The organism is Marinifilum sp., assembly GCF_965230805.1.
Taxonomy (GTDB): domain Bacteria; phylum Bacteroidota; class Bacteroidia; order Bacteroidales; family Marinifilaceae; genus Marinifilum.
Genome location: NZ_OZ246019.1, coordinates 4211155 through 4235738, shown reverse-complemented (window position 1 = coordinate 4235738; position 24584 = coordinate 4211155). Strand labels below are relative to the sequence as shown.

Sequence of the window (24584 nt, the reverse complement as noted above, 5' to 3'; positions counted from 1 at the left end):
TTGATCCTTTTCAAATTAATTATCTGGTAATTGAAAGAATAATATAATGAAAGACAATAGAATACAATTTAAAAAATACACCTCTCGCAAAGAGCAATTAGAAGCTCAATACAATTGGGAATACTTCGCAAAACAACACAAAAAAGGCAAGCTTACCGCACGTGAGCGAATTGAGATCCTTTTTGATGAAAATAGCTTTGAAGAAATTGACGCATTCGTAAAGCCTGCCGGTGACATAACAACACACATTTATGGTGATGGTGTGATTTGTGGTCATGGAAAGATTAATGGACGCAAAGTATTTGCCTTTGCTCAAGACTTTACTTTTATGGGTGGATCTCTAGGTTCTGTTCATGCTGAAAAAATCATGAAAGTTCAGGATATGGCTCTTAGTATGGGGCATCCTATTGTTGGTTTGATCGATTCGGGTGGAGCCAGAATACAAGAAGGTGTTGCCAGTTTGGCAGGATATGCTGGAATTTTTCATCGCAATGTGAAATCATCAGGGGTAATTCCTCAAATTTCGGTTATTCTAGGGCCTGCTGCAGGAGGTGCTGTGTACTCTCCTGCCCTTACCGATTTTATTTTTATGTGCAGACATACAGCATACATGTTTGTTACTGGTCCAGACGTTGTAAAAGAAGTTCTTAATGAGGAAACAAGTTCTGAAGAATTGGGAGGTGCCGATATCCACGGCTCAAAAAGTGGAGTTGCACAATTTATCTACGACGACGAAGAGCATACTCTATTGGGGGTGCGTAAACTTTTACAATATCTGCCTTCTAACAATGTAGATTTACCTCCTCTTACCGGCAATGAATTCGAAGCACCTGAAAACCCGGGAAAATTAGGCCTCATCATTCCCGAAGAAGCCAATATTCCTTACGACATGCTCGATATCATTAAAAATTTGGTGGACAAAAACAGTTTCCACGAGATATCAGAAAACTTTGCTTCCAATATTATTACCGGATTTGCACGCCTCGAAAATAAAGTAATTGGAATTGTGGCAAATCAGCCTAAAGTGTTAGCTGGCGTTTTGGATATCAACTCGGCCGAAAAGGCTGCACGATTTGTGCGCTTCTGCGATGCTTTCAATATTCCAATTCTGGTATTGGAAGATGTTCCCGGTTTTCTTCCAGGAAGCGATCAGGAGCATACAGGTATTATAAGGCGTGGTGCAAAATTGCTTTATGCCTTTAGCGAAGCCAGTGTTCCTAAAATAACAGTTATCGTTCGCAAAGCTTACGGAGGAGCATATATAGTAATGAATAGTAAAAACATGGGGGGCGATTTCAATTTTGCATGGCCTACCGCCGAAATTGCTGTTATGGGTCCCGAAGGTGCAGTTAAAATCTTACATCGAAAAGCATTGGCTTCTTCCGATAATGCAGAAGAAACGAAAAACAAACTCATTTCGGAATACAAAGAAAACATTGCCAATCCTTACATCGCCGATGAAAAAGGATATGTTGATGAAGTAATTGAACCATCGCATACTAGAACCAAATTAATATCAGCATTCGACGCCTTAGAAAATAAGTATATGGAGAGAAATGCCAAAAAACATGGAAACATTCCATTGTAATTTTATTAGTTAGTACTTGGTAATGAGTCCGTAGCTTTTGAAGCTTCCGGCTCATTATATTCCTTTCAAAAAAAAATCATTAAAATGATAAAATCTTTATTAATAGCCAACCGAGGAGAAATTGCAATTAGAATTGCTCAAACTGCAAGCGACATGGGAATTGCGGTATACTGCATACAAACCAACCGTGAAGCAAATGCTCTTTACCTTGATTATGCAGACGAAATCATTAGCTTGGAAGAAAATCCGAATGGTTCGATATTCTTAAATGTTGAAGAACTTATACGAATTTGTAAAGAAAATAAGATTGAGGCTATACATCCTGGTTACGGATTTTTATCGGAATCTCCTTACTTGGCCAGCCGTTGTAAAGATGAAGATATTTTATTTATTGGTCCTGACGAAAAAGCCATTTACACAATGGGTAACAAAGGAATGGCAAGAAATTTGGCACTTAAAAGCAACATTCCTGTATTAGAAGGTAGTACTTCCAATATCACAAATTTTAAGGATGCTAAATATTGGGCCGATAAAATTGGCTATCCAATTATCATGAAAGCAGTTGCTGGTGGGGGTGGAAAAGGAATGAGAATCGTCCGTTCGTCTGATGAACTTGAACTGATGTACAAGCTTGTTGTTAACGAAGCAAAATCTGCCTTTAATGATGATTCCCTACTCATCGAAAAATACGTTGAAAATCCAAAGCATATCGAAATTCAGATTTTAGCGGACAAACATGGCAATGCAGTTCATTTGTATGAGCGAGAATGCTCTATTCAGCGCAAACATCAAAAGCTCATGGAAGAGGCTCCTTCTACTGTTCTTACTAATGAACTAAGAAATAAGATGGGAGAAATGGCTCTCTATCTTTGTAAGAAAATCAAATACCATACTTTAGGAACAGTAGAATTTCTGGTAGACAAAGACATGAACTTCTATTTTCTTGAGATGAACACACGAGTTCAGGTAGAGCATCCAATTACGGAGTGCATTACAGGAATAAACTTAATTGAACAACAAATTAAGACTGCGGTTGGTGAGCCCTTAGAGTTTAAACAGTCGGATGTTAAAATTAAAGGTTGGGCCATTGAGCTTAGAGTGAATGCTGAGGATGTTCAGGCCGACTTTTCGCCTACTCCCGGCATTATCGATAAAATGCAGTTTCCTGACTGTAGTTATCTAAGAGTGGATACCGGTTTCGAAAGTGGTAAACTAATCCCTCCATCATACGATTCGATGATTAGTAAGTTGATTATTACCGGAAACGACAGACAAGAAGCCATTGAGAACGCAATTGCCATTATTGATAATTTAGTAATCAAGGGAGTGAAAACTACAATTCCATTCTTTAAATCAGTATTAAATCATCCCGATTATATTGATGGAAGCTATAACACATCTTTTATTTCTGAGAAATTGGATAAGCCCTATTATCAGGAACAAGATGAAGAAAAGGCTGCCGCAATTATGGCACTGCAAGCCTACTTGAAAGAGAATCAAAATATAGAAAAGAATATGGTTCATGAAGATTCTTCTGTTTGGGCCTCAAAAATGAGAAGTAAACTATTTTAAGCATGATATCACTAAAGAAAAATAAAATATTTGTGCTTTCAGGAGAAAACACATATACCATAAAAACTCAAAACTATAAAGTTGTTTCATCTCGTTCGAAAAAAGGAAAATTCAGTATCAAAGAAACCGACAAAGAAGAATTCATTGTAAATTATAAAGAAACGCAATTTGTTGGCGAGATTATCGAATTGAAACAGAATAAATGTAGCGTTTCCATTAATGGAAACACCTACAATTTCACCATCGATACCGAATCTTCTTTTCAGCGCAAAGAAAAGCTTAGCAAGAACAATTTGCAAAAAAACAATAGTCAGATTATAGCGCCAATGCCTGGGAAAATTAGCGAAATTCTAATAAGCGAAGGAAGTGTGGTTGAAAAAGGAAGTCCTCTCTTACTATTGGAAGCAATGAAAATGCAAAATCAGGTGCTTAGTGCTCAATCTGGAATTGTAAAAAAGCTATTGATTCATGAAGGGGATAATGTAATGGCGAATCAGCTGTTAATGGAAATTGAGTAAGTCCATTACTGATTGTCACGAGGCCTCTTGTTTGCAAGCTGGAAGCCTCGTGATAATTAAATCCTTGCTGCGATTTGCCAAATTTTTCATCACGGCCTTGCTAAAAGTAGATCGTTTTGTGTACAATACATCAAAAAACAGCTCTCTGTTTATTCGCTTTAAACAGGTAGCTAATGTCTTTCATAGACCCATCATGTTGGATCTCAAATAAACGTTGGTTGCTGGTTCGACTTTCCAATGGTCCTGATTCTTCGATGTAGCTACCCAATTTAATAAACCGGAACGAGTTTTTATTAAAGTTCTTGGGCAAATTAGGACAGCCAGAGTACCATGCCGTTTTTATTTTCGGATACTTGCATTGTATAAAATGAGCCAAGTCTGCTACCCGATGGGGAGAGTTATCTCCCCCCATAAAGCAAAAGCAGGTTATTGCCGAAGCATATTTATCCATTATTGAAACGATACAGTTTTCGTCAAGCACCTCTCCAATGTCTTTTTGCAGGTGAGGACTATGACATCCTTTACAACGATTTGGGCAATTGGTAATGTTAATAGCCAAACTTACCTCGTTAGGAATTTCCTGAAAAACAATATCGTAATTATAATACTTGAGCATATTCTTTTTCTTCAACTTCTGTTCCTTTAAAATCTGTAGCATAATACCTTTGTCCAGCTTCCTTTTGGCGAGCTATAGAGAAACTGCTCACTCTTTTCATATAACCAATTACACGAGTGAGGTAATCAAGATTTTTACTGCTACATTTAGGACATACATTTAAGTTGTGTTTATCGATATGCCCACATTCGTTACAAATAGTGTTGGGAATATTAAAGGTAAAATAGTTACAGCCTTCTTTAGATGCAACCCTAAGTAACTGGCGGTATTGAACTTCACTTAGATGCTCCTCTAAGTTCATGTGTAATGCAGATCCACCGGTTAAATGCTCAATATACTTTTTGCCATGAACCTTAAACTTGTCGATAATATTTAAGGATTCGTCTTCAACTGCATAAAAATAGCTGTTATAGCAATCGCGCGGCACAAAAAAACCATCTTCTCTATCCCACTTGGCATGCTTAACACCAACATTTTCAGCTGGAATCATTTCGCAATTGAACATTAAATCCTCAGAGCGATATTTCTTGTTGTAGGTTTCTATCAGCCCTAAAACTTCTTGCGTAAAGGCTACGTATTCAGGGTTATCGTTTATTTCGATGTTTAAAAACTCAGCAGCTTCGACCAGTCCGTTTACCCCAATAGTAAGATACTGACGACTAAGATTAATGTATCCTGCATCAAACAGCGGAAGCATCCCTTTACTTTGTAGTTCTTTTAGGTTTTCGTTGTAGCCAATTTGAACTTTATGCACCAAGTCCACTACCTCTTCTAAATAGTTGATGTACGGTATCTGTTCTCTTTTAGCTTGCTGAACGCATCGGTTAAGGTTAATGGTTAATACACTTTTGGAACCTGTTGATACACCTCCTGCACCTAAAGTATAACTAAAACCATTATCCTGAATTTCGTTGCGCAAACGACAACATGAACTTAAACTATCGGCATTGTCGCTCAGGTAAGTAAAGAATGAATGGCCTTCGGCATACATTTTTGCAGTGAAATCGCCATAGTCTTTATCTTTAATATCCCCGTCTTCCGACAATAATGCCATAGTCTCTACAGGAAATGTTAAAACGGTTTTTGTACGTTCCTTGTTAAACCATTGCATAAAGCGCTTTTGCAACCAGCTTAACGATTCCCATTGTGGTTTGCTGTCATCAGGAAACACAAACTCTCCAAACAAACTTTCGAAATAATATTTGTCGTAATAAGCAATATTCCAGAAGACTGCCTGAAAGTTTCGCGCACCCGTAGGTTGATTTAAAGAGTAAACTATTTGCTCGAAACAATCTGTTATTATTTTATCAATGCTGCGTTTTCTAAGTGATAAATCAACCACATCATTGCTACGCTTATAGTAATCGTCGCCGTATTCTTTGCTCACAAAATAATTCATGTACATCAAGAACTCAGGCGTTGCGCAAGCTCCGCTTAACATGCTCGATACGATGAAAACCATGTTTATAAAACCGCCGCAAAAGGATTTTAAATTGGTTGGAGCCGTTGAGTTACCTCCTATTTTTGAAGTGCCCTCCAACAACCAAGGATACATGGTAATACTTGCACAATAGGGAGCAAGGCTGGTTTCGTCGTTTTTATATAGCAAATGCTGGTTTAAGTAACTTAGATATTTGTTCGATAATTCTTTGCCAAATATATTATCGATGCGATCGGTTAGCAGACGACGATTTAAACGGATAAAATTTCCTTTTGGCAATTCGCCTATTAGTGTAGCAATGTTTTTGCTGTCAACATTTGCATTGGCATCAAATTTACTCCCTGTAGCAGCGTTTCCTGCACCACAATAATCAATTAAGAATTTAATGCGATCCCTCGTTTCCCTGTCTTCTGAATGCTTTTGACGATAAAGCATGTATGATTTGGCTACCGTATAAAAATTCTCTGCCATTAAAGATCGCTCCACCTGATTTTGGATGTCTTCTACACTTGCACCACTTCTTACAGTTACTCGATGTAAAATATTTGCCAAGTCTTCGTCGCTGGCATAGCTGCCTACAGATAGAAAAGCCTTTTTTACAGCATTTCGAATTTTATCAATAGAAAAAGGCACTTTTTTCCCATCTCTCTTAACTATTAAAGTCTCTGCACTACTCATAAGTTTATCATTTTTGAATGGTAATTACTTTTAATTTAAAACTAAAGGAGAGGGAGCGATACAGGAAGCGATTAATATGTTTTCTAAATAAAAACATAGCCAGACCTGAACCAGACTTCAATCCCCGAAAGTCTAATTTATATATATGATTCTGGCAGGTCTTCTGGCTTATCCGGTTTTTGATACCTTCCCATTCACTAATTGGCAAACAGTGGTTATAGATTTTCAAAAACACTAAATGTGGACTTACAGCTGCGGGTACAGCTCACGAATTACACGTGATTCCCTATTATTCCTTGCGGAACCTACAAATCAAAACAATGTTAAGAATTTAAATTTTATTGAGCAATTTCAGTTATTAACAAGAATTGACAACCCTCTGATTTTCTATGAGGTTTATCGGTTTATAACTTTTTTATTCTATAAAAATGAAACCCATCAGAAATAAATCACAATGGGTTTTATATCATATTGCGAACATGTCATAATGTAATCAGACATGCCATAGAATGTCCTTACGGTTTATTGCCTTTTCGAACGAATCTGGCTGAAGCCAATATTTAATGTTTTTTGGAAATAGCGTAAACTCTTCATCTCTTTATGATTTACCAAAGAAAGAGAAACACCTTCTTTGCCTGCACGAGCAGTTCGTCCGCTTCGATGCGTGTAATACTCCTCTTTATCAGGCAACTGGTAATGTACCACAAATGCCAATCCTTCAATATCGATACCACGAGCCGCCAAATCGGTTGCAACCAACACTCTCAACTTTTCGCTTTTGAAGGCACGCATTACTTTGTTGCGTTCAATTTGTTTCAGGTCACCATGAATGGCATCCACTTTTACCTTTTGCGACTGCAATTGTTGGTTTAATTGTCGTGCTGCTTCTTTGGTTTTGCAAAATACAACTCCACGAGCTTTGGTATCCGATTTAAGGAACTGCATTAGCACAGATAGCTTTTCGTGATCATCGCACAATACGAATTGGTGCTTTATATTTTTGTTCACTACATTTTTTCCGCTGATCTGAATTTTATGAGCTGATTTGGAGATGTGGTGCTTGATGATTTGCTTGATTCCATCGGGCATGGTAGCCGAAAACAACCATTTGTTCTCAACGCTCGAAAGGTAAGTAAGAATTTCATTCAATTGGTCTTTAAATCCCATACTTAGCATTTCATCCGCCTCGTCTAAAATAACAGTTTTCACAGAGGTTAAATCAACAGCTTTTTTCTTTACCAACTCGATTAAACGACCAGGCGTGGCTACAATGATCTGTGTTGGTCGACGCAAATTGGCAATCTGTTTTTCGATAGGCGCTCCACCATAAACACATTCTGTAAAAGTTTTCTCGCTATACTTTGTGAACTTGAACAACTGCTTTGCAATTTGCAAACCAAGTTCGCGTGTAGGGCAAAGAATCAATCCCTGAACTTTATCCAGTTTAGGATTAACCCGGTGCAACAATGGCACGCCATAAGCAGCAGTTTTACCGGTTCCGGTCTGTGCTTGACCAATTAAATCAGTATCAGCATTCAACAGAACCGAAATTACTTCTGTTTGTATTTGCGTAGGATGAATGATTCCCAACTCATTTAATCCCTGAACAATATTCTTGTTTACACCTAGTTCCTTAAAAGTATCCACGGCTATTAATTTTAATGTGGCTGCAAAAATAGTATAAACAATTTAAAATTATGAGTTGTAAATGGTGAATTATTTTTTCCCTTATCTCAAACTCCATGTCTGGTGGACTTAGAGCATATATTAATTTTTCGTGTGTTTGTTACAAAGATTTTTATACACCAAGTAAATTATATCACGTATTCTATCGAAAAGTAGAAAGTATCAAGACAACAACTAATTTTCTTGATACTTATAAACCTTAACAATCCCGGCTTTGATCGGGCTCAGCCTAGTCCAGATCTGTTTTTCTTTTATAGAACAATTTTCGTTCTTCCTCATCAACAATTCCCATTTCATGAAAAAGATTTAGTCTAAAAGGAAAGTTTTTACCAATAAAATACATACAAATTAACCAAGGAAAATACCAAAGCAATTCATGCGTAAAAGCAAATGCAATTAATGAAGTGCTTGCACCAGCACAAATCAACAACAATAGAACGAAATAGATCCGCCCAAATATTTTTAATTTTTCTTCCAGTTTGTCAAGAACTTTAATATAATTGGTTCTGCTTCGATACAGTATCCATCCTGCGGCGACTTCAATTAATATGATTGCTCCTCCCAATATGTTGAACCATGGCATATTTTCTTTATGAATTAAAAAAGGAACCTCAAAATCATAATAAGTAACCATTAAACTAAAGCTTAACTGTATCGCAACAGTAATAAGAAATAGGGCTACAAGTCCTAATCTTGTCCACTTGACAAGTGTTTTTAAATTTTCCATACATTAAAAATTGCGTGTGTTAATAATAAGTAGTTTTTTGCGCAGGATGGCTTGCAAGTATAATAATTATCCGCTTATCTTATTCCAAAATAAATACAGAATATTTCCTCATTTAAGTTTATTTAACACACTAACGTTTGCACGTAGCAATTATTAAAAACTCTTACAATAAGGTTTGATGATTAAGTTCAAATTTATTACCTAAATCTTTGGTGAAATGGGTTGTTTTTATTCGCAACTTCAACTTGTTCATGTGATTAAATCATTAACTTTAATTGGAGTAATCAGAAAAACACATTCATCTGTTTATAATTTTCTTTTATTTGAGAAATGGAATCCGCATGATCAAAATAATCACTGTCGTATGTTCTAATAATTATTTTAATCATGCACATTTCACCTGAATAATAATTTACATTTTTGCTAAATACTGTAGCTAAACAATATTCATATGGAGCTTAAAAAAGAAATTATTCCCAAATCCTGGTTGCAATTACAAGAACTTCTCTTTACTGATTCTTTTAACGATCAGATAAACAGAGTTCGCTCTCCCTATATTTACCGTGGCTTATCAAAATTTGATTACCAACTAAAAACCTCACTCATCCGCTTGCAAGGACCATATGAAGAGTTGGAGTTTCACCTTTTGCGTAATTTTAAGAAGTACTCATCACGACCCAATATAAATAGTAAATCAGATTGGGAATGGTTGGCATTGGCTCAACACCATGGATTGCCAACAAGACTTCTGGATTGGACTTACTCTCCATATGTTGCACTCCATTTTGCCACTGCCGAAATTGATAAGTTTCATAAAGATGGTGTGATTTGGGCTTTAAATTACGAAAACTTAAAAAACTATCTTCCCGAAAACTTACAAGCCAGACTGCATCAAATTGGTTCTAATAGTTTTACCATTGACATGTTACAGGAAACCTATCAAGACCTTAGGGAATTATCTAAAGAGGAATCAGATTTTGTTGTGGCATTTGAACCTCCATCTTTAGACGACCGAATTGTAAACCAATATGCAATTTTTACATTCATGTCACATTCCACTTCAATTTTAAACTCCTGGTTAATGGACAAACCTGACTTGTATTTTAGAATTAGGATTCCTGCCGAAATAAAATGGGAAATACGCGATAAACTAGATCAGGTAAATATTAATGAAAGGGTTTTATTTCCGGGAATGGATGGGTTGAGCAAATGGTTAAGCCGTCACTATTCTCCTACTGATATGCCAAAACTGAAGACTTCAAGACAGGAATCCAATCATCGATAAAACTTTTTTGTTTGAACAAATTGATCTCTTTATCTTTAATTAAAAGCCTAAGGTATGAAGTTCAAGTATGATATTATTCCTGATTTAAAGCTGATAAAAGAGTTCTACTACGGTTATTTTAAGTGGAATGATTTGATTCAGCACACCCTTAGCACAAGAAAAGATAAGCGATTTGATGAAACCTATAATGTAATTTCAGACTTTACTCGCGCTAAAGTTCTTCTTAATATTAAAGACTTAGACGATTACATTAACGAATACGAAAAATACAGTCCCATTCTAAACAAATGTGCCATTCTTGTAAGTCACTCCTACGATACTCCTATGGCTATGCTTTTCGAAATTCAGGTACGAATACAAAATGCCAAGGTATTCTATACCGAAGCAGATGCAATGAAATGGCTTGAAATAGACTCAAATCAAGCTAAAAAAGATTGAGCCTCCCCCCATCCTCTTAATTAAAACTCATTTAAAATTAAGCCTTTACACCTGTCATTCTATTGACATCGGTTGCATAATGAAGTAACTTTAATATACTTCAGCAGATGCTCCTGTAGTCTGTAATCTCTGCTTTTTATCTTATTCAAACAATTAAATCCTTGCTATAAAGCCAATGGTGAAGAATCTTTTTATAAATCCATAAATATCAAAACTTAAAGCCATGAACGAAAACAAAGATCTTAATGCGCTTAATATGCCGCGAATTGGGGATAAAGCTCCTGAGTTTAGAGCAATTACCACCCAAGGTGATATCCATTTTCCAAATAATTACAGAGGAAGATGGGTAATTTTATTTAGTCATCCTGCTGATTTTACACCGGTTTGTACTTCAGAGTTTATGACCTTTGCAAAAATGGAAAACCAATTTAATCAAGTCAATTGCGATTTAGTAGGTCTTTCGGTTGATGGTTTGTATAGCCATATTGCCTGGCTTAGAACAATAAAAGAAAAGATTGAATACAAGGGTATGAAAGATATTGAGGTACAGTTCCCAATTATTGAAGATATTAAAATGGAAGTTGCCAACAAGTATGGTATGGTGCAACCAGGCGAAGACAGCACCAAAGCAGTAAGAGCTGTGTTCTTTATTGATTCTCATGGCATTATTCGGGCCATTATTTATTATCCATTGAGCTTAGGTCGTAATTTCGAAGAAATATACAGAGTACTTGTGGCATTGCAAACTGCCGACAAGTTTTCGGTTGCCACACCTGCTGACTGGAAGCCGGGTGATGAAGTAATAGTCCCTCCTGCCGGATCGTGTGGGGTGGCAAAAGATCGAATGGAAAATACCGATGAAGATATCACCTGTTACGATTGGTTTTTCTGCACAAAAGAACTAAAGGAAGAGGAAATTTGGAATCAAATTTTAAGAAAAGAAACCACTGCTTACTAGCGCCAGCGCTTGTTTCACAAAACCAAACCTGCCACAATCATCTGGCAGGTTTTCTTTATTGAATAACGTGAGTTCGACGTAAAATTCGTTCACAGTTTGATCTGATCTTGAGTAAAAATTTTCTCAAATTTTCTAAGGAATATCGGGATATTTCAAGAAGATTTGAGGAAATTTATGCCTAAAGCAGGCAAACACATAATGGAAAGTTCTCTTTACGACATCTTCACATTAAAAATTCCTCTAAATAGCCCGCTATTCTTTCCAAATTTTTAATGCAAATCTATCCCAAATATAACTTTCTGTGGATAGAATTTTACGTCGAACTCACGTTGAATAGCTTCGACCAAGAATATTGCCACAGAAGCTTATTCACGCTTCACTCACGTGCTCGGCAAGCTTCAACACAAACATTTTTTTTAATTTCACGTTAAACATCCTGCTGGTATTAGCATTAAATACATCTTAGCGCATAATAAAACCGGTATTAAATATTGACAGAATACTCTTCAGTTGAAAAAGTTTTGTAATTTTCGCTGACTTTATAACGATCAATAGATGTTTACAAATGAAACTAAAAATTATTTCTCTCTGTTTACTGATTTTCAGTTTATTTACCTGCGCAAAGCTAAATGCACAGAAATACAATATCTCGATACAACTTTTAAATTGTAGTGATTCAACAGCATATCTTGCTCATTATTTCGATGGAAGAATATTTGCCGATGACACTACACAATTGATAAACGGCAAGGGTGTTTTCTCAAAAGACAAGATTCTTGACCAAGGAATTTATGTGATTTACCTGCCAAGTCAGAAATACTTTGATTTGCTGATTGGTGAAGATCAAGAGTTTGCTGTTACTGCCGACCCTAATGATTTTATTGAAAGCATTGCCATATCAGGATCAAAAGAAAGTATAGGTTTTCATGACTTTCAGACTTTCATGAAATCACAAAATGAAAAATCAAGAAAATTACAAGAAGCTTTTAAGAAAACAAGCAAGGAATCAGATAAAGAAAAATACAAAAAGGAGTTTAAAAATGCCGATGTGGAAGTAAGAGAATATATTGGGAGCTTAAAGGCAAAATTTCCTGAAAACTCATTTGTTCCGAAATTTGCTCAGTTTACTTTATCTCCAAAAATCCCTGATTTTAAAAGTGAGCTTCCTAAAAATACCCCTGATAGAGAAAAAGTAATTCAACAGAAATCATATCTATACAATAAGAATCATTATTTCGATCATGTAGATTTTGCTGATTCAAGATATTTGCGCACACCGATTCTTAAAAAGAAATTGGATTTATTTTTCGAGAAAATACTAGTACAAAGTCCTGATACCATTGTAAAAGAATCGGTACAGCTAATTGAGCAAGCTCGACCAGATTCCATCTTTTTTCAATACCTAACACAATATGCTCTTAACTATGCAGTAAAAAGCAAGGTGATGGGAATGGATGCTGCCTTCGTAAATCTCGCCAAAAAATATTATTTGAGCGGTCAGGCCAATTGGGCCGATTCTACACTTATGGCAAACATTCGCGAAAGGGTGATTAAAACCCAGTTCAATCTTTTGGGAATGAAAGCGCAAGATTTATTAATGCAAACACTCGAAGGCGAATATGTTCGCTTACATGAAGTGGAGGCAAACTACACCGTACTGTATTTTTGGGAACCCGATTGCGGACATTGCAAGAAAGCCACTCCTCGTTTAAAAAAGGAAATTCTTGACCACTACAGTGATAAAGGTTTAAAAGTATTTGCTGTTTGCACGCAAGATCAAAAAGAAATGTGGGAAAATGCCATTCACGATTACGATATCTATGATTTTATCAATTGCTATGATCCTGATTACCAAACAAACTTTAGGATCTTTTACGATGTGTTTACCACCCCAATTATTTACCTGCTGGATAAAGACAAAAACATTATCGCAAAAAGACTGGATATCGATAACCTAAAAATTTTTCTGGATAACGATCTTAAAAAGCACAATCAAGACAAAGGCACTATTTAAAGTGTCTTTTTTTTTATCGAGATAATGAATCAATTCCATTGCCTTAAAAGTCAATTAAATCGAATTTACAGTTCGCAAACGATATCACATCCGGATTACAATACATTTTGGAAATAAAATCGTATTTTCAAAGCGTATATCAAATTAACCAGTCGTCAAACTACCATTTGGCGACTTTTAAGTAACTATTAAATTAAATTTTTATGTGTGGATTCGTAGCAGTATTCGACTTGAAGGTAGATGCAAAAGAATTGCGCCCTCAGGTACTGGAAATGTCCAAGAAAATTCGTCACAGAGGACCCGATTGGTCAGGTATATTCTGTGGTGAAAAAGCGATTTTATCGCACGAAAGACTTTCGATTGTAGATCCTCAATCAGGAGGACAACCCCTTTACAGCAAAGATGGCAATTTGGTCTTGGCTGTTAATGGTGAAATTTATAATCACATGGACATTCGAAATCAGATGAACGGATCCTATGAGTTCTTGACCAAATCTGATTGCGAAGTAATTTTAGCTTTGTACCAGCAGAAAGGAATCGATTTTATTGATGATTTGAATGGAATCTTTGCTTTTGCATTGTACGATAAGGAAAAGGATGTTTATCTGGTAGGTCGCGATCACATGGGAATTATTCCTTTGTATCAAGGTTGGGATCAACATGGAAACTACTATGTGGCCTCGGAATTAAAAGCTTTAGAAGGCTACTGCAACAAAATTGAAGAATTCCTTCCCGGAAAATACTTGTATAGCAAAGATGGCGAGATCAAAGAGTGGTATCAACGCGATTGGATGGATTACGAGAACGTAAAAGACAACCAAACTGATATGGCAGCACTTCGCAAAGGACTGGAAGATGCCGTTCATCGCCAGTTAATGTCTGATGTTCCTTATGGTGTACTTCTTTCCGGTGGCCTGGATTCTTCTGTGATTTCAGCCATTGCCAAGAAATATGCATCCAAGCGCATAGAATCGGGAGATCAACAAGATGCCTGGTACCCACAATTGCACTCTTTTGCTATTGGTTTGGAAGGTTCGCCAGACTTGGCAGCATCGCGTAAGGTAGCCGATTTTATTGATACGGTGCACCACGAAATTACCTTTACCGTTCAGGAAGGTTTAGATGCTGTTCGCGATGTAATCTATCATTTGGAGACTTACGACGTAACCACCGTTCGTGCTTCTACTCCTATGTATATGATGGCTCGTGTGATTAAATCGATGGGGATTAAAATGGTTCTTTCGGGCGAGGGTGCCGACGAAATGTTTGGAGGATACTTGTATTTTCACAAAGCACCTAATGCCAAAGAGTTCCATACCGAAACACTTCGTAAGCTAAGCAAGCTTCACTTGTTCGATTGCTTGCGTTCCAACAAATCGATGGCTTCGTGGGGAGTTGAAAGCCGTGTGCCTTTTCTGGATAAAGAATTCCTGGACATTGCCATGAGAATTAATCCTGAGGATAAAATGGCCAAGGATGGAAAAATGGAAAAATGGGTAATCCGTAAAGCATTTGAAGATTACTTGCCCAAAGAGGTAGCCTGGAGACAAAAAGAACAGTTCTCGGATGGTGTTGGATACAACTGGATTGATACTTTGCGTGATATTGCCGAAAATGAAATTAGTGATGAACATTTGGCCAATGCAGCTTATCGATTCCCTGTTAATCCGCCAATGTCGAAAGAAGAATATTACTACAGGGCAATTTTTACCGAGCATTTTGGGTCGGATACAGCAGCTGCATGTGTTCCTTCGATTCCTTCCATTGCATGTAGTACTGCCGAAGCTTTGGCTTGGGACGAGGCTTTCCAAAACAATGCCGATCCATCAGGACGAGCTGTAAACTCAGTTCATAATGATGGATATCAGGAAAAGAAAGTTGAAAAATAAATAAGTACAATAGATTTTAAATACAAGCTCTTTCAATACTGAAAGAGCTTTTTTTATTGCCCCCACACAACACATAAGCACATTCCATATTCTATTATAAATACTAGAACAGATCAATAGAACCGTATTTTATTATTAATAGATTAATTCTATTATCCGAACTACATTCTGTAAATGCTTATTTTATTGAGTTTTAAATCGTATTAATTAAAAATAAACATATTTTAACTTTATATGTTTTCCTTTTTATATTGGTAATTTGATTTATTTTAATAACTTCACACTTACTTAAAAATATCTTAATAGTAATTTAATAATTATCAAGTATGAGCATCTTCTATAAAGTTATTGCCAAACTAAACCCTTCAAATCGCGAAGCTGCACCTAAGTATTATGCCTCAATTAATAGTGTAGGCAAGCGTAACAATCGTTTTATAGCAAAGCAAATTGCAGTACGTTCCAGTTTAAACGAAATGGATGTATTATCGGTAATCGAGGGTTTTCTGCAAATTGTACCCGAAACCTTAGCCGATGGCTATAAGGTTGACCTGGGTGATTTTGGAAGTTTTGGACTAAGCGCTAAAAGCAAAGGAGCTGAAAAGGAAGAGGATTTTAACGCTTCATTAATCGAAGGAACAAAGGTTAATTTCGGTCCGGGTAAGCTATTTAAGAAGGAAATTAATGGTGCAGATTTCGAGAAAATTCATATTGATGAACCTGATGAAGCTTCTGCTGAATAATGTGCTTACTACAACTTTTAAATGTTGTTACTACAACTTGTTAAAGTTCTTACTACAACTTTTAAATGTTGTTACTACTACTTGTTAAAGTTGTAGGTAGAACTTTTAAAAGTTGTAAGTACTACTTTAAAAAATGATAGGTATCACTTTTACAAGTGGCACCTATTATTTTTTGTAATGGCTTTTACCATTCTTTTTTCTTCTGCAACGAATCGCTTAGGCAATAAGGAGCTTTCTGTGTAAGCATACTCTTTTAGTGGTTCAAAAGCCAAAGCATACTTAAGTTTCTGATTTCGTTTTAGTACTGATATTTTATTAAGAACGAGACTTGTTTTATACTAACGTTGATGCGAGCTCCATTAAGCTTTAAAACCTCCAACGAGCTTTCTGTATATAACTTGAGGTTTCGTTAACAAACCATTGATACCCTAAAACAGATGAAAGCATCAAAGGTTTTTTCGAGGAGAAAGGGGGAAATTGAACTTCGGCAATTAAAAAAGGATGAAACCCGCAGGCTTCATCCTTTTTAATAACTAATTCTAATCTAACTCCTTGTTGGAATACCAACAAGTCTTTTATTGCTTAGCAATTGCTTTTACAGCGAATTGTTTTTCAAGAAATCAATAATCTCATCAACATATCCGAAGGCCATTCCAACAACCGTATCGGCTGCACCGTAGTATACCGCAACTTTGTTACCTGTGCTTAAAGCTGCACAAGGGAACACTACATTTGGTACATCACCCACCAATTCATATGGTGCTGCCGGAGCCAGCAAATATGGCTTGCTACGGTACAATACTTTGTCAGGATTTTGCAGTTCCAACAAAGCGGCTCCCATTGAGTAACGAAATCCGTTACAGGTATTAATTACACCATGATAGAACATCAACCAGCCTTCCTCGGTTTTGAAAGGCACCGATCCGGCACCAATTTTTGTACACTGCCAGGCACTATCTTCGAATGGAGAAACTTTCATTACAGAACGGTGCTCGCCCCAGTATTTCATATCCGGACTGTAAGAGATGTAAATATCCCCGAAAGGGGTATGGCCATTATCGCTTGGGCGACTTAGCATGGCATATTTGCCATTAATCTTTTCGGGAAACAGCACCCCGTTTCTGTTAAAGGGTAAAAATGCATTCTCGCACTGGTAAAACGCTTTAAAATCGAAGGTGTATGCAATTCCTATTGTTGGTCCGTGGTATCCGTTACACCAGGTAATCCAGTATCGGTCTTCAATCCAACAAACACGAGGGTCGTATTTATAATCCGATTCAATCATTTCGGTATTGCCCGCAAGCATTTCTATAGGATCATGATTGATCTCCCAATGGATGCCATCTTTACTAAAACCAGCAAAGATATTCATTTGAACTGCTTTATTATCGCATCTGAAAACACCTGCAAACCCACCTTCGAAAGGCACTACCGCGCTATTAAAAATACTGTTCGAAGAAGGGATATCATATCTTCCTATCACAGGATTTTTAGAATACCTCCACATCACATCATCACATCCCTTAGGACGATCCTCCCACGGCATAATCATTTTACTAGTCATTTTGATATTAATTTTATTCCAAGATTTAAGTCCTTCATTCAGTTTTATACGTCAGGCACGCTAAGTACTTCAGTCACTCCAATTACCTTAAGTACTTTAGGCAGTTTAACACTATCAAGCCAATTTTCTTTCTTTATTGTCTTCTTCTTTTTTAGCCTCATGCTTGTAGTCATCAGGATAATCTTTCAGTTTTCGATACCAAGTAAAATAAAGCACTACGCTCGATACCACAAATAGAACAATTACCCAGGTTAGAGACATAAATTCACCAATCATCAAATAAATAGGAATAAGTATCAACATCATCTGCCAACCTGTACCAATGGTACAGTTCATCATATCTCTCCAAAAATCATTATTTGGTTTTGCTTCAGGCTTTTGTTCTTTCAATTTTAGGTACACCGGCTTCCAAAATCCCCAAGGGCGAACACTATCGTAGAATTTTATCAATACCTCGTCAGGCTCAGGTTTGGTAAGCAAACTACCAATAATTGACGATGCCAATGCAAAGAAGAAAATAAACGGGAAGGCGTAGATTGGCGATACTTCGGGGAAAGCCAAGGGTGCAACTAAGGATGCTACCAAACCTGCAAGCATTCCATAAAAATATCCAAATCCGTTGAATCGCCACCAAATCCATTTTAACAGGTTCGATGCGGTATATCCACCAAACAAAGCTCCTACCAACCATTTCATTACTGTATCGATACTTTCGGCAAAAAAGCCAAAGAATATTCCAACTGCCACCACTGCAAAAGATGCCAAATACGACATTCGAATGTATTTTTTTTGTGAGGCATTGGGGTTTATAAATTTTTTATAGATATCGTTAACAATATAAGCCGGACCGGCATTTACATTTGCGGCAAAAGTAGACATGAAGGCAGCTACCAAACCAGCCAGTAACAATCCTTTTGCTCCAACCGGAATAAAGTTATTTAAAGCATAAGGCAGTACCATTTCAAAATCGATGTTTGTTCCCATTTTATTGAATTCAGGAGCCAAATACACCAAAGCCAACACTGCCAAACCGGTAATCATTAAATACCTTGGAACAAAGAGTACAAGCGAAACAATACCACTCATTTTGGCAGCATCTTTAGGAGTTTCGGTTGATAAAATTCTTTGCATATCGTAACTGGGTACAGGACCTGCGATACTTACCAATACTCCTTTAAATAACATCATCATCATCAGTACCGAGAACAAAGAATAACCATCGGTTTCGATCTTATTGTTAACGGCGGGTATTAGGTTGTCCCAATTCAGGTTAAGGTTCCATCCAAAGAAAATGTCTTTCCATCCTTCGGGAATGGCACCTGATATTTGCTCGGGCGTAACCAGCGACATGGCTATTACCCCAACCATAATACAGGCAATGGTCATGATTACAAACTGCAAGACCTCGGTAAATACCACCGAGTACATCCCTCCTTTTATCACGTAAAGTGTAGTTACACCCATAATAATAATGGCGTACATGTTCTCAGAATTAATGGTAATTCCCATCAAGTGAGTTTGCAAGTTCCACGGAAAAAATGTTTGTGCAAACTTCCCTACTCCAACAAATCCGTAAGTAATAAAACCTATAACACTAACTATGGCAAAAAGTACCACAATTAAATGCGATAACTGCGAACCTTTGTCATTGCCGAACCTTGTTTTTAACCATTCAGCTCCGGTCATTACATTGGAGCGGCGCAACCAAATTGCCAAAAACATCATTAAAAAAATCTGGTTCCAAACCGGCCAAAGCCATGGTATCCATACCGATTTTAAACCATAAACAAACAGTATGGTTACTGTCCACATGGTTCCGGTAATGTCGAACATGCCCGAAGCATTGGAAACCCCAAGCATGTACCAAGGAATTTTATTGCCTCCTAAAAAATAATTCGATAAGTTTTTTGATGCCTTAGCCGACAGCAGATAACCAATAGTAATGGTTAAAATGATGTATCCAATAATAATGGAAATGTCGAGTACTGATAGATTCATTGTAGTTTGAGTTAGTTTTTACTTACGTGATTTTAATTCAAATTCAATTGTTCCTCCTTTTACCAAGTCGGAATGATTGATAAAGTAGCCCGAATGATTCGAAGCATTTCGCTTAATGCTCTTGATATAAATATCATTGGCATTGCTTTTCTTTGTAAGGATTTCCAGTTTTTTTCCGGGATAAAACTCTTGATTTAGTTCAATGGTAATTTTATCGAAAACCGGAGAGCTTAATGCATAATCGGTATTTCCCGGACAAACGGGATACATCCCCATCATGCTGTACACTACCCAAGCCGATAGGGTTCCGCAATCATCGTTACCGGGTATTCCGTCAGGAGCATTTTTGTAATATTGATTCACTATGCGGCGAACTTCTTTCTGAGTTCTCCATTCTTGGCCCTTAAAATAGTTAAAGAGATATGGATAATGGATATCCGGCTCATTGGCCATATCGTACAGATCCTCATCGAAAACCATTTGCAGCTTATCTACAAATTTCTTTTTGCCTCCCATTAATTTGCTTAGCCCCTTAATATCGTGAGGCACACAAAAAGTATACTGCCAAGCTGTTCCTTCGTGAAAGCCCGGACAAGGTTCAAAGTTTTCGCCCTGTTTCGGATCAAAATTCTTTAGGAAAGTACCATCAGAAAGTTTAGGCCTTAATACTCCAAACTCTTCCGAATAGTAATTTTTATATCCTTTAGATTGATTTAAAAACCTCTGATAATCTGCTTTCTTGCCAAGTGCTTTTGCAAATTGCGCCAGATTCCAATCTGCAATATAATACTCCAGTGCATGCGATACAGAGTTATCAAATTCCTTTTCGATTGGCACATAGCCTTTTGCCAGGTAATGGTCGATATCGGGGCGCAATTTGTTTTTTGCTCCTTCGATAGTGGCCGATTTATGCATTGCTTCATAGGCAGCATCTACATCAAAATCGGTTAAACCACGCATATACGAATCTACAATAACAGGAATTGCCGGGTCGCCTTCCATCACATGAGTTTCTTTTGAGTTTAATTCCCACTTAGGCAACCAGCCACTTTCCTTGTACATATCTACCATAGAACGAACCATATCCAACTGTTCCTGCGGATAAAGAAGTGCCATTAAGGGATGAAAGTTTCGGTAGGTATCCCACAAAGAAAAGACTGTATATCGATTACAATCCTTGGTTTCTTTAATCTCGAACGATTCCATTGCAGGATATTGTCCGTTTACATCGTTAATGATATTGGGATGAATTTGAGTATGGTACAAAGCCGTGTAGAAAATGGTTTTCTGATCTATGGATCCGCCTTCAACCTTTACCCTTCCCAAGATATCGTTCCATTCTTTCTTTGCTTCGGTTCTTGTTTTTTCGAAATCAAAATCATTCGATTCTGCTTCCAGATTCAAACGTGCATTTTCTATACTCACATAGGACACTCCAATTTCAACAATAATTTGTTCTTTATCTTCGGTATCAAAAGTAAAATACGCTCCTATTTCGTTTCCAAACATATCACCGGTAAAGGCATCGTAGTATTTGTATTGGCCTGAGGTTTTACTCCATTCTGCTTCGGCCTGTAGTTCGGGCATATTTTTCCAAACTCCAAATTTCTTAGCAGGCTTGCTGAATCGGGCTACAAAGTAAACAGGGCGCTCCGATCCATCCTTATAACAAAAAGAACCTGTCATTCTCGAACCTTCAATTTCTTTGTGGTTAACGATTCTGAGCTTAGCCCCCAGCTCGTTGGTTAATCCTAATCCCAGATTCAATAAAATATTCGATTCGCCTTTCGGAAAAGTATATCGGCTAATTCCTGTTCGTTTGGTAGCGGTCAGCTCCGCCTTGATATTGTACTTTTCAAGTTCGGTAGCATAATAGCCTGGTGATGCCTCTTGGTTTTTCATAACAGAACCATATTGCTTGTGATCTGCCAGTATCTTACCCCTTGTTGGCATCAATAGGATTACTCCCAATTCGGGACAGCCCACTCCACTCAGGTTCACATGCGAAAATCCCGTAAGGAAGGAGTTATCCCAAGAGTATGGAGTAGACCACCAGCGTGCATCTTTATCGTATTTGTTGATATCCGAACCGGAGACATTAAACGGGGTTACGGATACCATTCCACGTGGCAGTATCGCACCCGGATTAGTGGTTCCAAAGTTGGTGCTTCCAATAAAGGGATTTACATAGTTGGTATATTGTCCAAAGCCATTAAAGCAAAAAAACAGTAGAATTACAATTCCTGGTATGCGTTTCATGATTTAGATTTTGTAGGTGTTGAATTCGTAAAACAATACCGAACGGGACTATTGCCAGCCAAGCTTTTCCCGATCGGTTCTTTATTATTAATCTATTTTTCAAAATAAGCCATTCAAGATTAAATGGGGATTAATATATAGATTAATCAATTAGGTGAATTATTAATTAAACCAGTGTAAAAATAATTTACTGCTTACCGGAAAACAACTCACACTCCTTGTTAAATTGGAAAAAAGCTCAAAGAAGAATCAATGAGCTTTTAACTAACTATATCAGAATGATATCTAATTTAGGATTCTTATTTAGTACTCATTGAGTATGGATAAGACTCCTTTGATATTCCTCTTTCTTTATTTGCTTTTACAGACATCTCGAAATTTAACTCACCACCGTTTTGAATATCTTCGTGTTTGATGTAGTTGAAGTTATGCGACTTGCCATTTAAGCTTACTGCATTTACAAATACATTTTCCTTAGAGTTATTAGAACTAGAGATGGTAAATGTGTTTCCATTCTCTAGGCTCAGGGTAACTTTATCGAATAATGGTGATCCCAATACATATTGGTCGGTTCCCGGGCATACAGGATAAAATCCCATGGAACTGAAAACATACCAGGCCGAAGTTTGCCCATTGTCTTCATCGCCACAATACCCATCAGCCTGAGGGGTATACAATTTATCCATTACATCGCGCACGCGGCTTTGGGTTTTCCATGGTTGTCCTGCATAATTATATAAATAAATCATGTGCTGAATTGGCTGGTTACCATGTGCATAATTACCCATATTCACAATTTGCATTTCTCTAATTTCATGAATGGTGAAACCATAATAGGAGTCATCAAATTTGGGTGGCATTTCGAAAACACCATCTAAGGTAGAGATAAACTTGTCTTTTCCTCCCATTAAATCAATTAGGCCATTGATATCCTGGAAAACCGACCAGGTATAATGCAAGCTGTTTCCTTCGGTAAAAGCATCGCCCCATTTTAATGGATTAAATGGAGATTGGAATGTTCCATCTTCATTTTTACCTCGCATTAAACCAGATTCTTTATCGAATACATTCTTGTAGTTTAGAGCCTTTTTTGCAAACAGGTCGATCTCATTCTTTGGTCGACCCAATTCTTGCGCCAACTTCCAAACACAAAAATCAGCGTAAGCGTATTCTAAAGTTCTTGCTGTATTTTCATGAATGCCTACATTATAAGGAACATATCCTAATTTGTTGTAATATTCGGCTCCATATCTACCTACCGATGTTACCTCTTTATTATAGCCATTGGTATTTTTAATGATGGCCTCGTACAAGGTTTCAATATCGTATCCCTTAATTCCTTTCAGGTAAGCATCTGTAATAATTGATGCCGAATTGGAACCAATCATACAGCCTCTATGACCCGGACTTGCCCATTCGGGTAACCATCCGCTCTCCTTGTATGTGTTCACCAGTCCTTCCATTATTTTAGAGTTTAACTCGGGATACATTACTGTAAAAAATGGAAAAACTGCCCGGAACGTATCCCAAAAGCCATTATCTGTAAACATGTAGCCGGGCAGTACCTCTCCATTATAAGGACTGTAATGAACGATTTCATTTTTATCGTTGATTTCGTAAAACTTACGCGGGAATAATAACACTCTGTACAAACAAGAATAAAAAGTTTCTAACTGATCATCAGTCCCTCCTTCTACTTTTATTCTTGCAAATTCCTTTTCCCAAGCTTGTTTTGCTTCTTTTTTAACTTGTGTGTAATTTTTATTTCCAATCTCTCTAGACAGGTTCAGTTGAGCTTGTTCTTTGCTGATAAAAGATGATGCTACTTTAACATGTACCTCTTCTCCTTTTTTGGTTTTAAAACCAATTACCGCTCCTACATGATCCCCATTAGCAGTTTTCGATTTTTCGTTCAGTTGATTTCCATTCCAGGTGTGAACAATTTCAAAATCCTTATCGAATTCGGCAACAAAATAATTGTGGAAGTTGTCGGGAACCCCACCATTATTATTTCTGCAGTATCCAACAATTTTGCGTTCTTCCGGTATGATTTTAACTTCTGAACCTTTGTTGTAGGCATCTAATAAGATGTATGAGTTGTCGTTTTCAGGAAAAGTAAAACGAAACATTGCAGCACGCTCACTTGGAGTTACTTCTGCTTTTACATCATAATCAGCTAAGTACACTTCGTATGCGTATGGCTTAGCATCTTCCGCTTTATGCGAAAACCAGGAAGCACGATCATCTTCATTAAACTTTAAATCCCCTGTAACAGCCATAAACGAAAATGCTGCATAGTCATTTATCCACGGACTTGGCTGATGAGTTTGCTTTATTCCTCTTATTTTGTAAGCATCGTAAGTGTAGGCCCAACCATTACCCATTTCACCAGTTTGTGGAGTCCAAAAATTCATTCCCCAAGGCACTGCTATCGCAGGATAAGTGTTCCCATTGGAAAGTGCATGTTCCGAATCGGTACCCATTAGTGGGTTTACCATATCTACACTTGAAACAATATTGGTTTTCATCACCTCTTTTTCTCCTACACAGGAAACCAATAACGCACTAAGAATTAATAAGATATTTGCTCTCTTCATTTCTTTTATTTAATAT

17 protein-coding genes and 1 riboswitch are annotated in these 24584 nt (G+C 37.1%); of the genes, 9 read left to right on the top strand and 8 right to left on the bottom strand.

Annotation, left to right across the window (positions count from 1 at the left end):
• Nucleotides 1-46 precede the first annotated feature (46 nt).
• The 3 genes from ACO05S_RS16430 (at nucleotide 47) to ACO05S_RS16420 (ending at nucleotide 3678) form a co-directional block, all read left to right on the top strand.
• Nucleotides 47-1588 (top strand): acyl-CoA carboxylase subunit beta, encoded by a 1542-nt coding sequence (locus ACO05S_RS16430; protein ID WP_421919103.1) that lies wholly within the window; start codon nucleotides 47-49, stop codon nucleotides 1586-1588.
• Nucleotides 1589-1672: 84 nt separating this feature from the next.
• The gene (locus ACO05S_RS16425; protein WP_421919102.1) at nucleotides 1673-3160 is read left to right on the top strand and encodes an acetyl-CoA carboxylase biotin carboxylase subunit; all 1488 of its coding nucleotides are present in this window, start codon (nucleotides 1673-1675) and stop codon (nucleotides 3158-3160) included.
• Between the two features lie 2 nt (nucleotides 3161-3162).
• Nucleotides 3163-3678 carry a biotin/lipoyl-containing protein gene (locus ACO05S_RS16420; protein ID WP_421919101.1) on the top strand — a complete coding sequence of 172 codons (516 nt, stop codon included), beginning with the start codon at nucleotides 3163-3165 and terminating at the stop codon, nucleotides 3676-3678.
• 130 nt (nucleotides 3679-3808) lie between these two features.
• Here the strand turns inward: ACO05S_RS16420 and nrdG are convergent, their stop codons facing one another.
• The 4 genes from nrdG to ACO05S_RS16400 form a co-directional block, all read right to left on the bottom strand.
• Nucleotides 3809-4309 (bottom strand): anaerobic ribonucleoside-triphosphate reductase activating protein, encoded by a 501-nt coding sequence (nrdG, locus tag ACO05S_RS16415; RefSeq protein WP_421919100.1) that lies wholly within the window; start codon nucleotides 4307-4309, stop codon nucleotides 3809-3811.
• Nucleotides 4278-6413, bottom strand: coding sequence for an anaerobic ribonucleoside-triphosphate reductase (nrdD, locus tag ACO05S_RS16410; protein ID WP_421919099.1), 2136 nt, complete (start codon nucleotides 6411-6413; stop codon nucleotides 4278-4280). The genes nrdG and nrdD overlap by 32 nt, the downstream gene beginning before the upstream one ends.
• A 136-nt stretch (nucleotides 6414-6549) precedes the next feature.
• A riboswitch (cobalamin riboswitch) is annotated at nucleotides 6550-6745 on the bottom strand.
• Nucleotides 6746-6935: 190 nt separating this feature from the next.
• Nucleotides 6936-8060: a DEAD/DEAH box helicase gene (locus tag ACO05S_RS16405; protein ID WP_421919098.1), complete on the bottom strand. Its 1125-nt coding sequence runs from the start codon at nucleotides 8058-8060 to the stop codon at nucleotides 6936-6938.
• A gap of 268 nt (nucleotides 8061-8328) precedes the next feature.
• On the bottom strand, nucleotides 8329-8826 hold the full coding sequence (locus ACO05S_RS16400) for a hypothetical protein (RefSeq protein WP_421919097.1): 498 nt from the start codon (nucleotides 8824-8826) through the stop codon (nucleotides 8329-8331).
• A 451-nt stretch (nucleotides 8827-9277) separates the two neighbouring features.
• Between ACO05S_RS16400 and ACO05S_RS16395 the strand changes: the two genes are divergently transcribed.
• The 6 genes from ACO05S_RS16395 to ACO05S_RS16370 all read left to right on the top strand — a co-directional run bounded on the left by ACO05S_RS16395 (nucleotide 9278) and on the right by ACO05S_RS16370 (nucleotide 16150).
• Entirely contained in the window at nucleotides 9278-10111 is an 834-nt protein-coding gene (locus tag ACO05S_RS16395; protein WP_421919096.1) for an FRG domain-containing protein, read from the top strand.
• 54 nt (nucleotides 10112-10165) lie between these two features.
• Nucleotides 10166-10549, top strand: coding sequence for a hypothetical protein (locus ACO05S_RS16390; protein ID WP_421919095.1), 384 nt, complete (start codon nucleotides 10166-10168; stop codon nucleotides 10547-10549).
• Nucleotides 10550-10772: 223 nt separating this feature from the next.
• Nucleotides 10773-11507, top strand: coding sequence for a peroxiredoxin (locus ACO05S_RS16385; RefSeq protein ID WP_421919094.1), 735 nt, complete (start codon nucleotides 10773-10775; stop codon nucleotides 11505-11507).
• A 565-nt stretch (nucleotides 11508-12072) separates the two neighbouring features.
• A complete protein-coding gene (locus ACO05S_RS16380; protein WP_421919093.1) occupies nucleotides 12073-13521 on the top strand; it encodes a redoxin domain-containing protein in 1449 nt (482 codons plus the stop codon).
• Nucleotides 13522-13724: 203 nt separating this feature from the next.
• Nucleotides 13725-15410 (top strand): asparagine synthase B, encoded by a 1686-nt coding sequence (asnB, locus tag ACO05S_RS16375; RefSeq protein WP_421919092.1) that lies wholly within the window; start codon nucleotides 13725-13727, stop codon nucleotides 15408-15410.
• Between the two features lie 326 nt (nucleotides 15411-15736).
• Nucleotides 15737-16150 carry an HU family DNA-binding protein gene (locus ACO05S_RS16370; RefSeq protein WP_421919091.1) on the top strand — a complete coding sequence of 138 codons (414 nt, stop codon included), beginning with the start codon at nucleotides 15737-15739 and terminating at the stop codon, nucleotides 16148-16150.
• A gap of 595 nt (nucleotides 16151-16745) precedes the next feature.
• Here the strand turns inward: ACO05S_RS16370 and ACO05S_RS16365 are convergent.
• The 4 genes from ACO05S_RS16365 to ACO05S_RS16350 all read right to left on the bottom strand — a co-directional run bounded on the left by ACO05S_RS16365 (nucleotide 16746) and on the right by ACO05S_RS16350 (nucleotide 24568).
• Complete coding sequence (locus ACO05S_RS16365; RefSeq protein WP_421919090.1) at nucleotides 16746-17714, bottom strand: glycosidase; 969 nt, start codon at nucleotides 17712-17714, stop codon at nucleotides 16746-16748.
• Nucleotides 17715-17828: 114 nt separating this feature from the next.
• Nucleotides 17829-19712: a sodium:solute symporter family protein gene (locus ACO05S_RS16360; RefSeq protein WP_421919089.1), complete on the bottom strand. Its 1884-nt coding sequence runs from the start codon at nucleotides 19710-19712 to the stop codon at nucleotides 17829-17831.
• A gap of 18 nt (nucleotides 19713-19730) precedes the next feature.
• The gene (locus ACO05S_RS16355) at nucleotides 19731-21971 is read right to left on the bottom strand and encodes a GH92 family glycosyl hydrolase (RefSeq protein ID WP_421919088.1); all 2241 of its coding nucleotides are present in this window, start codon (nucleotides 21969-21971) and stop codon (nucleotides 19731-19733) included.
• Between the two features lie 299 nt (nucleotides 21972-22270).
• On the bottom strand, nucleotides 22271-24568 hold the full coding sequence (locus ACO05S_RS16350) for a GH92 family glycosyl hydrolase (protein WP_421919087.1): 2298 nt from the start codon (nucleotides 24566-24568) through the stop codon (nucleotides 22271-22273).
• Nucleotides 24569-24584: the final 16 nt, after the last annotated feature.

Bases quoted from the DNA above. Each gene is read 5' to 3' on its own strand.
- ACO05S_RS16400 (WP_421919097.1), bottom strand. From the start codon at position 8,826: ATGGAAAATTTAAAAACACTTGTCAAGTGGACAAGATTAGGACTTGTA.
- ACO05S_RS16350 (WP_421919087.1), bottom strand. From the start codon at position 24,568: ATGAAGAGAGCAAATATCTTATTAATTCTTAGTGCGTTATTGGTTTCC.
- nrdD (WP_421919099.1), bottom strand. From the start codon at position 6,413: ATGAGTAGTGCAGAGACTTTAATAGTTAAGAGAGATGGGAAAAAAGTG.
- ACO05S_RS16355 (WP_421919088.1), bottom strand. From the start codon at position 21,971: ATGAAACGCATACCAGGAATTGTAATTCTACTGTTTTTTTGCTTTAAT.
- ACO05S_RS16385 (WP_421919094.1), top strand. From the start codon at position 10,773: ATGAACGAAAACAAAGATCTTAATGCGCTTAATATGCCGCGAATTGGG.
- ACO05S_RS16420 (WP_421919101.1), top strand. From the start codon at position 3,163: ATGATATCACTAAAGAAAAATAAAATATTTGTGCTTTCAGGAGAAAAC.
- ACO05S_RS16380 (WP_421919093.1), top strand. From the start codon at position 12,073: ATGAAACTAAAAATTATTTCTCTCTGTTTACTGATTTTCAGTTTATTT.
- ACO05S_RS16360 (WP_421919089.1), bottom strand. From the start codon at position 19,712: ATGAATCTATCAGTACTCGACATTTCCATTATTATTGGATACATCATT.
- ACO05S_RS16390 (WP_421919095.1), top strand. From the start codon at position 10,166: ATGAAGTTCAAGTATGATATTATTCCTGATTTAAAGCTGATAAAAGAG.
- ACO05S_RS16370 (WP_421919091.1), top strand. From the start codon at position 15,737: ATGAGCATCTTCTATAAAGTTATTGCCAAACTAAACCCTTCAAATCGC.
- ACO05S_RS16425 (WP_421919102.1), top strand. From the start codon at position 1,673: ATGATAAAATCTTTATTAATAGCCAACCGAGGAGAAATTGCAATTAGA.
- ACO05S_RS16365 (WP_421919090.1), bottom strand. From the start codon at position 17,714: ATGACTAGTAAAATGATTATGCCGTGGGAGGATCGTCCTAAGGGATGT.
- asnB (WP_421919092.1), top strand. From the start codon at position 13,725: ATGTGTGGATTCGTAGCAGTATTCGACTTGAAGGTAGATGCAAAAGAA.
- ACO05S_RS16395 (WP_421919096.1), top strand. From the start codon at position 9,278: ATGGAGCTTAAAAAAGAAATTATTCCCAAATCCTGGTTGCAATTACAA.
- ACO05S_RS16430 (WP_421919103.1), top strand. From the start codon at position 47: ATGAAAGACAATAGAATACAATTTAAAAAATACACCTCTCGCAAAGAG.